Here is a 558-nt window from a genome sequence, read left to right on the forward strand (position 1 = left end):
AACGAGATTAAAAAGACCTTAGCCTTTTTTGGTGTAGACCCAGAGGACGAAAACAATCAGAAGCGATTGCGTGATTTGGAAAACGTGCAATGCCTTATCAGTGATTTATATGGTCGTGTCGGTGTGATACAGTTCCACCCTGTATTTGAAGAACTGCTCCATGCCTTTGATACCAGACCACCTGTGCGAAAAGAGGTGTAAATGTGAAACCATCAATAGTAAACAGAATAAAATCAAACTGGACGCTGAAACGTCTAGGTAAAGTGGCAATGACAGTGGCTTTCACACTTGTGATTGCCATTTTTCTTTTAGCCATGCTGGGAACGGTGGTTCAAGCTGCGGGCTTGGTAGATGATACGGTCAATGTGGCAAATGAATACAGCCGATACCCACTTGAAAACTATCAACTGGATTTTTATGTGGATAATAGCTGGGGCTGGCTTCCGTGGAACTGGTCGGACGGGATTGGAAAACAGGTCATGTATGGACTATATGCCATTACCAATTTTATTTGGACAATCAGTTTGTATGTTTCCAATGCGACAGGTTACTTAGTAC

The 558-nt window shown here is 42.7% G+C and carries 2 protein-coding genes; both read left to right on the plus strand.

What is annotated here, in order from left to right; genetic code table 11:
• Positions 1–201: ATP-binding protein (locus tag ACFX59_RS18410; protein WP_387434529.1), on the plus strand; the 201-nt coding region annotated here is incomplete at its 5' end.
• A 2-nt stretch (positions 202–203) separates the two neighbouring features.
• Positions 204–558 (plus strand): CD3337/EF1877 family mobilome membrane protein (locus tag ACFX59_RS18415; RefSeq protein ID WP_387434532.1); only part of this gene is annotated, 355 nt, incomplete at its 3' end.

Origin of the sequence: Sphingomonas sp. NCPPB 2930, from assembly GCF_042867205.1 — a bacterium.
Taxonomy (GTDB): Bacteria; Pseudomonadota; Alphaproteobacteria; order Sphingomonadales; family Sphingomonadaceae; genus Sphingomonas.